This window comes from Nonomuraea terrae (assembly GCF_004348995.1).
Classification (GTDB): Bacteria; Actinomycetota; Actinomycetes; order Streptosporangiales; family Streptosporangiaceae; genus Nonomuraea; species Nonomuraea terrae.
The window spans coordinates 25827-33186 of the sequence record NZ_SMKQ01000086.1 but is presented as its reverse complement, the minus strand read 5'-3'; the positions used below and the strand labels follow the sequence as shown (position 1 = coordinate 33186).

At 66.3% G+C, this 7360-nt stretch carries 6 protein-coding genes and 1 pseudogene; 4 read left to right on the top strand and 3 right to left on the bottom strand.

The annotated features are described in order from the left end of the window. The first annotated feature begins 560 nt into the window (after nt 1-560). Nucleotides 561-1070, top strand: coding sequence for a DUF402 domain-containing protein (locus E1286_RS25285; RefSeq protein WP_132616089.1), 510 nt, complete (start codon nt 561-563; stop codon nt 1068-1070). A 42-nt stretch (nt 1071-1112) separates the two neighbouring features. Here E1286_RS25285 and E1286_RS25280 read toward each other — a convergent pair whose 3' ends face one another. Together E1286_RS25280 and E1286_RS25275 are read right to left on the bottom strand one after the other, a co-directional pair. Beyond that, on the bottom strand, nt 1113-1754 hold the full coding sequence (locus E1286_RS25280) for a response regulator (protein WP_132616087.1): 642 nt from the start codon (nt 1752-1754) through the stop codon (nt 1113-1115). After that, the gene (locus tag E1286_RS25275; protein WP_223190351.1) at nt 1751-2947 is read right to left on the bottom strand and encodes a sensor histidine kinase; all 1197 of its coding nucleotides are present in this window, start codon (nt 2945-2947) and stop codon (nt 1751-1753) included. Before E1286_RS25275 ends, E1286_RS25280 begins: the two co-directional genes overlap by 4 nt. A 112-nt stretch (nt 2948-3059) precedes the next feature. On the opposite strand from E1286_RS25275, the pseudogene E1286_RS25270 reads away from it, so the two are divergent. The 3 genes and pseudogenes from E1286_RS25270 to E1286_RS25260 all read left to right on the top strand — a co-directional run. Continuing rightward, nucleotides 3060-3701, top strand: a pseudogene (locus E1286_RS25270) (ABC transporter ATP-binding protein); the annotation flags it as partial. Between the two features lie 74 nt (nt 3702-3775). Beyond that, nucleotides 3776-4540, top strand: a complete 765-nt coding sequence (locus E1286_RS25265) for an ABC transporter permease (protein WP_132616085.1) — start codon at nt 3776-3778, stop codon at nt 4538-4540. Between the two features lie 109 nt (nt 4541-4649). Beyond that, on the top strand, nt 4650-5516 hold the full coding sequence (locus E1286_RS25260; protein ID WP_132616083.1) for an ABC-2 transporter permease: 867 nt from the start codon (nt 4650-4652) through the stop codon (nt 5514-5516). Between the two features lie 125 nt (nt 5517-5641). Here E1286_RS25260 and E1286_RS25255 read toward each other — a convergent pair whose 3' ends face one another. Further along, entirely contained in the window at nt 5642-7327 is a 1686-nt protein-coding gene (locus E1286_RS25255) for a ribonuclease J (protein WP_132616081.1), read from the bottom strand. Between the last annotated feature and the right edge of the window lie 33 nt (nt 7328-7360).

Here is a 7360-nt window from a genome sequence, read left to right as displayed (position 1 = left end):
CAGCGCGGTCAGTTCCGTATCCCAGGACACGACAAGATCGTAGGTCAGAGCGCATGTCACGCACTGACGATGAAGCAACTACATCCCGTGGCGGAGCCAAACGAATCAAGATCTACGGATGTAGTACCTGCGACCACTGCCATATCCAACGCACCTTGCGAACCACTGCTATTCCCACACACCCCTGAGACTGTTGCTATTCCAACGAAGACTCAGACCATCACTATATCGGGGACAGCCTGCAAACCACCGCACCCCGGATCACCGGCACCCCGCACCCCCGCACCCCATACTCAGCAACGCATACCCAGCAACAAAGGCCGCGAGCCCACAGGCCGAACTTACTGAATTGCACAAAACCAGCGACGCGATGAGCTGCCGTCAACTCTGGACTTCAACACCCACCCACATCGCATAAAGCTTCCACACCCGACAAAGCCTCAAAACAGGTCCTAGTCACACATGTGCGCCCCTGCCATCCCGCGGATCTTTCGCGCACCGGGCCATCAACACTCGACCGGCACCTTCTGCGTACAGCCCGGATATGAAAGATTCTCCTTATGACTGATGTGCGAGTCGTCTTCCGTAAGTACGGCGGCGCATTGCACTGGCATCATCCGGGCCGCCTGCTCGGGGAGGACGAGCACGGCGTCTGGGTGGAAGTGCCGGGCGGAACGGTAGCCCGCAAAGGCGACGACGGCCCGCTCATCACCTGGGAGACAACAACGATCATGCTGTTTCCTCGCAACGCCTGGTGGACTGCTTCGTTCAACACACCGCCCCACTGGAGCGAGATCTACGTCGACGTCACCACCATTCCGGAGTGGAGGGATGACGAGGTGACCATGCTCGACCTCGACCTGGACGTGATCCGCATGAGAGACGGACGACTGATACTCGACGACGAAGACGAATTCGCTCTCCATCAAGTGCTGCTGAATTATCCACCCGATTTGATCATGCAAGCTCAGAGAACCGCGCAATGGCTGATGAATGCAGTGGGACACGGGAAAAGCCCATTCGGCGGCGCGCACTTGGCGTGGCTGTCGAAAGCAACAGGAAAATTTTAACACGGGAACGGAGAGTGACGGAGCCCCGCCTAAAACCTGACATCACCCAGCAGCCGAGACCAATCCACTCTCATAAGCCGCAATAACCAGCTGCGCCCGATCCCGGGCCTCCAACTTGGCCAGCAAGCGAGTGATGTGCGTCTTCACCGTGGCAAGGCTCAGCTGCAGCTCCGCCGCTATCTCCCCGTTCGACAAGCCACGAGCGATGAGCATCAGCACTTCCCGCTCCCGTTCGGTAACCCCGTCCAAGCCTTTCAGTCGGGGTTGCGCGGGAGTGCGGGCGAACTCCTCAATAAGCCGGCGCGTCACCGTAGGAGCCAGCAATGCCTCGCCACTCGCGACCACCCGAATGGCGGCGAGCAGATCAGCAGGCGGCGTATCTTTCAGCAAAAACCCACTGGCGCCGGCCCGAAGTGCATCGTAAACGTACGCATCGAGATCGAACATCGTCACAACAAGGATCCGCGCGACATCCTTGATACGACGAGTAGCCTCAATACCATCCATTTCCGGCATTCGTACGTCCATAAGCACCACGTCCGGACGCTGCTCCAACACCACCGAAACGGCCTCGACGCCAGTCGCCGCCTCACCCACCACCTCCAGGTCGGGCTCGGAGTCGACCAGCACTGTGAAACTCCCCCTCAGCAACGCCTGATCGTCGGCCACCACCACCCGAATCACGACACCTCCTGATAGGGCAACGTCGCGAAGACCCGGAATCCCCGCCCGCGCAGACTCCCGGCTTCGAACACGCCGCCGTACATCGTGACCCGCTCCCGCATCCCGATCAGACCATGCCCGGCACCGTCAGCGGCCGGCGAACACCTCCCCCGCCCGTCATCGACGACCTCGATCCGGACCTGTTTCCCGTCGGCCACCACCGACACTCGGCAGTGCGCCGGCAGGGCGTGCTTGACCACGTTGGTGAGCGCCTCCTGCACGATGCGATAGACCGACAGCCCCAAGCCGTCGGGCAGCCCGTCCCACTCCCCGCTCTCGGACTGGCCCGCACGGTGACGGGCTTCGACGTGGAGCTCGAACTCCACCTCGACCCCCGCCTGCCTGACCCGCTCGACCAATTGCTGAATCCCCGCCGGGCCGGGCGCGGGCACAAGGTCAGGAGCCGCCGTGGATCTGAGCACGCCGAGCAGATGACGCATCTCGACCAGGGCACTCCGGCTTGCGGTCTCGATGACGCGCAGGGCGTCGTGCGCCTCCTCTGGTTTGGTGGCCATGACGTGATTGGCGACCCCGGCCTTGACGGCGATCAGCCCCACGCTGTGCGTGACCACGTCGTGCAACTCGCGGGCGATGCGTAGCCGCTCGTCGGTCACCGCCTGCGCCGCCATCCGTTCGGCCTCACGGGCGGCGTAGAACCTGCGCTCCCGCACGGCCCGACCGACCGTCCAGGCTCCGCCCAGAGCCGCGATGCCGAGAAGCGGCTGGTCGATGTGGAGCAGCCAGTCGGGAGCGGTGTCTCGAGGCGTGCCCGCCACCGTCAGGGCGAGGACGGTGCTCAGGCTCACCACACCGATGGCCGACGTCGGGACCGCGGGGCCGAGCTTGTCGGACAGCGCGACGATGTAAAGGGCGTACGCGGGCGCGATGTAGGCGAAACCCACGGCGCCGATCACTGCGGCGAAGACGGCGAACACGAGCGTCAAGCAGAAGACAGGCAGCGGCCACAGGCGGCGCGCGGCCAGGGGCAGGCCCAGCCCGAGCGGAAGGGCGATCCGGGCCCACGGCGGCAGTGCGGTGGCGTGGACGGTCACGGTGAGGAACACGAACGCCAAGCACATCCCGGCCACCGCATCCAGCGTGACGAGCTGGCGACGGCTCAGGGGCCTGGCGAAGAAGGGATACGTGTCGGCCACGCGTTGAACCGTAGCGCCGAAGCGGAGCTCGCACGTCAACCCAGGGTTTGACCTTGAAGTTCCAACCGTGGTCCGACGCGCCGGCGGCCCGCCGCCCGGCATCCTCTACGGCGTGATCGAACTCCACCACCTCACGAAGCGCTATGGCAGCACCCTCGCGGTACACGACCTGTCCTTCACGGTCCAGCCCGGCCACGTGACCGGCTTCCTCGGGCCCAACGGCGCGGGCAAGTCCACGACGTTGCGCCTGATCCTCGGCCTCGATGCGCCGACCTCCGGCCAGGCGCTCGTCAGCGGGCGCCGATACGCCTCGCTCCGCAGGCCGATGCGTGAGGTGGGCGCGCTCCTCGACGCGGGCGCCGTTCACGGCGGGCGCAGTGCCTACGACCATCTGCTCTGCCTGGCCCGCACCAACGACATCGGGTCGAGACGCGTGGCCGAGGTGCTCGACCAGGTGGGGCTGGGCGGCGTGGCGCGCAAGCGCGTGAGTGGGTTCTCCCTCGGCATGAAACAGCGGCTCGGCATCGCCGCCGCGTTGCTGGGCGATCCGGGTGTGCTGATGTTCGATGAGCCGGTCAACGGCCTCGATCCCGACGGCGTGCGGTGGATCCGTGAGCTGATGCGCTCACTCGCCGCGCAGGGCCGGACGATCCTGCTCTCCAGCCATCTCATGAGCGAGATGGCTCTCACCGCCGACCGCATCGTCATCGTCGGCCGCGGCAGGCTCGTCGCAGAGGCCACGGTGACGGAGCTGACGGCCCGCCATCACTCGCTCGAAGACGCCTACCTGGCGCTGACCGCCGGCAGCGTCCAGTACGGAGGCGCCCGATGACAGCGGTCTTTTCCTCCGAATGGCTCAAGTTGCGCTCGGTGGCGTCCACCTATCACGCGATGGCGACCGCTGCTCTGCCCATAGTCCTCGGCATCGTGTGGACGCTTTACGCGACCGGCCTCGCCGACGAGCGCGGCAGCGTGCGCGCCGCCGCTCCGGAGCAGGGATTCCTCCCTCTCCTCCAGATGAGCCTCGCCGTGCTCGGAGTGCTCACCATCACGTCCGAGTACGCCACGGGCACCATCCGCACGAGCCTGGTCGCCGTGCCGAAACGCGGGACCTTACTCCTGGCCAAGAGCGGCGTCGTCGGTCTGACCATGTTCCTGGCGGCCCACGTGATCCTCTTCGTCACCCATGCGACCAGCCGTCTGATGGCGGGCGATCGCTACCTGGGCTTCAACGAGGCGTCGTTCGCCGACGAGTTGCCGATGTTGCTCGCCTCGGGTCTGTCAGCGACCGCGCTGGCGTTGGTGGGGCTCGGCCTCGGCGCTGTGATCAGGTCGACGGCAGGAGCGATCGTGTCGGTCATCGCGCTGCTCTTCGTGCTGCCCGGCATCGCCGTCTACCTGCCGCCGCCCTGGAACACACGCGTCTCGACGCTTCTCCTGCCCAACCTCGTGCCGCAGATCGCGGACGAACGGCTCTCGTCCCGTCTGGGCGACGGTTTCCTGCCGCCGTGGGCCGCACTGGCCCTGCTGTTCGCCTACCCCGTCGTCACCCTCGCCATCGGCTCTTACACCCTCAGGCGGAGAGACGCATGACCTCGCCCACCGACACCCACTCCAAGCTGCCCGAAAACCCTCTCACCTTCGCCCCGGCGCATCGACAGGGAGTGCACGCGTCAGTGAGTCGGAGCAGAAGCTCAACGCCGTGGCGCCCGGCGATGAGCGCAGATGTTGTTCTCCTCACGCCTCGGGCCAATGCATTGGCGATGACCATCTACGCCGAACGGATGTCCGCATGAGCGTTCTCACCTCCGAATGGCTGAAAATCCGCTCGGTCCGCTCGACCCAGCTGATCCTCGGCCTCGGTCTTGGCACCGTCCTGCTGGGCTTCGCACTCGCGGTGATGGCCGCCGGCATGTACGACGCCGCTCCCACCGAGAAGCAGCCGGGCGCCCGGATCGCGGACCTGGAGGAAGTGCTCGTCATCGTGCCCCAGCTCTGCCTGGGCATCCTCGGCACGCTGGCGATCACGTCGGAATACGCGACCGGACTGATCAGGACGAGCGCCACGATGGTCCCCCGTCGCTGGCCGATCGTGGCAGCCAAAGCGGCGATCGTGGGCGCGCTGGGCCTGGCCGTCGGCCTGCTGACGACGTTCGGCACCTACATCGTGAGCCGAGGGGTGCTCGGCGACCGCTTCTCCGGCGCGTACGCCGGCGCCTTCTCCGACCGGCTGCCGTTCCTGATCGCGCTCAGCCTCACCGTGCCGGCGTTCGCGCTGCTCGGCCTGGGGCTCGGCGCACTCCTACGCTCCACCGCCGGGGCGATCGCCATCATCGTCGGTCTCGTCTACGTGATCCCCATGGTCATCGGCAACATTCCGGAGCCCTGGAGCGAACGTCTCGGCTCTGTGATGATCGGCGCGCTCCCGCGCCAGCTCATCGGCGGCAGCAACGCTTCTTCGGTGTACGGCTCGCTCCTGCCACCGGCGCTGGCGGCCGTGTGCCTGGTCGCCTACGCAGCCGTTCCCCTGCTTGCCGCCATGTGGCTGATCCGCCGAAAGGACATTTGACCGACGTGCGCACACGACAGCCCAGCAGGGGAGGACAGGCCGGCCCCACGGGCAACGGGGGCCGTTGGATGTCCGGCCTTCCTCGGGTACGGCAGGCCGAGCTGCCTGCCGTACCGTCGGGAGGGTCAGACCTCGAGTATCACCGGGATGATCATGGGTCGGCGGCGGTAGGTGTCGCTGACCCAGCGGCCCACGGTACGGCGCACCACCCGGCGGATCTCCTGCATGTCCACCACGCCGTCCGCGGCCTTCTCTTCAAGGGCTCGCTGGATCTGCGGGATGAACTCATCGAACTGCTGGGGGTCGATGCCCGATCCACGCGCGTGGATCTCGGGGCCGGCGGTGAGCTTGCCGGTGCTGGAGTCGACGACGACGACCACGGAGATGAACCCCTCGTCGCCGAGGATCCTGCGGTCCTTCAGCGAGGTGTCGGTGATCTCGCCCACCGACGAGCCGTCCACGTAGACGTAGCCGGCGTGCACGGCACCGACGATCTTCGCCCTGCCGTCGACCAGGTCCACCACGACGCCGTCTTCGGCGATCACGATGTGGTCGTCGGGCACGCCGGTGAGCGCTGCGAGCTTGGCGTGCGCGCGCAGGTGGCGCCACTCGCCGTGCACCGGCATGAAGTTCGAGGGCCGGGTCAGGTTCAGGACGTACAGAAGCTCACCCGCGGCCGCGTGACCGGAGACGTGCACCTTGGCGTTGCCCTTGTGCACGACCCGGGCGCCCCACCTGGTGAGCCCGTTGATGACCTTGTTGACCGCGGTCTCGTTCCCGGGCACCAGCGACGATGCCAGCAGCACGGTGTCGCCTTCGGCGATGCGGATCGGATGGTCACGGTTGGCCATCCTCGACAGCGCCGCCATCGGCTCGCCTTGCGAACCGGTGCAGACAAGCACTACGTCCTTCGGCGGCCATTCCTCGATGTCGCGCGCGTCGACGATCAGGTCCGGCGGCACCTTCAGATATCCGAGGTCCCGGGCCACGCCCATGTTGCGGACCATGGAACGCCCGACCAGAGCCACCTTGCGCCTATGCCGGGCGGCAGCATCCATGACCTGCTGGATGCGGTGTACGTGCGAGGCGAAGCTGGCCACGATGACCCGCTGCTCGGAGGTGCGGATCACCTCGTCGATGACCGGCCCGATCTCCCGCTCACTGGTGACGAAGCCCGGCACCTCGGCGTTGGTGGAGTCGGACATCAGCAGATCGACGCCCTCTGTACCGAGCCGGGCGAAACCGCCCAGGTCGGTGAGACGGCCGTCGCTCGGCAGCTGGTCCATCCGGAAGTCGCCGGTGTGCAGCACAATGCCCGCCGGGGTCCTGATGGCCACGGCGAGCGCGTCGGGGATCGAGTGGTTGACGGCGAGGAACTCGCAGTCGAACGGCCCGAAGCGGTGCCGCTCTCCCTCGACGACCTCGTGTTTGGTCGGCTGGATCCTGTGCTCGGTGAGCTTGGCCTCGATCAGGGCAAGCGTGAGTCTGGAGCCGATGAGCGGAATGTTGCGCCGCTCACGCAGAAGGTACGGCACCGCCCCGATGTGGTCCTCGTGGGCGTGCGTGAGGACTACGGCTTCGATGTCGTCGAGCCGGTCCCTGATGTATTCGAAATCGGGCAGGATGAGGTCGACGCCCGGCTGGTCGGGCTCGGGGAACAACACCCCGCAATCGACGATCAGCAGGCGACCCTCATATTCGAAGACGGCCATGTTCCTGCCGATCTCCCCCAACCCGCCGAGCGCAACGATGCGCAGGCCGCCTTCAGGCAGCGCGGGTGGGGGGCCAAGCTCAGGATGCGGATGGCTCATGCCTGGCCCCCACGGTCAGATCGTGTTCTCAAA

Excerpts from the sequence above, each read along its gene's own strand:
- E1286_RS25255 (WP_132616081.1), bottom strand. The coding sequence starts at position 7,327 with ATGAGCCATCCGCATCCTGAGCTTGGCCCCCCACCCGCGCTGCCTGAA.
- E1286_RS25285 (WP_132616089.1), top strand. The coding sequence starts at position 561 with ATGACTGATGTGCGAGTCGTCTTCCGTAAGTACGGCGGCGCATTGCAC.
- E1286_RS25265 (WP_132616085.1), top strand. The coding sequence starts at position 3,776 with ATGACAGCGGTCTTTTCCTCCGAATGGCTCAAGTTGCGCTCGGTGGCG.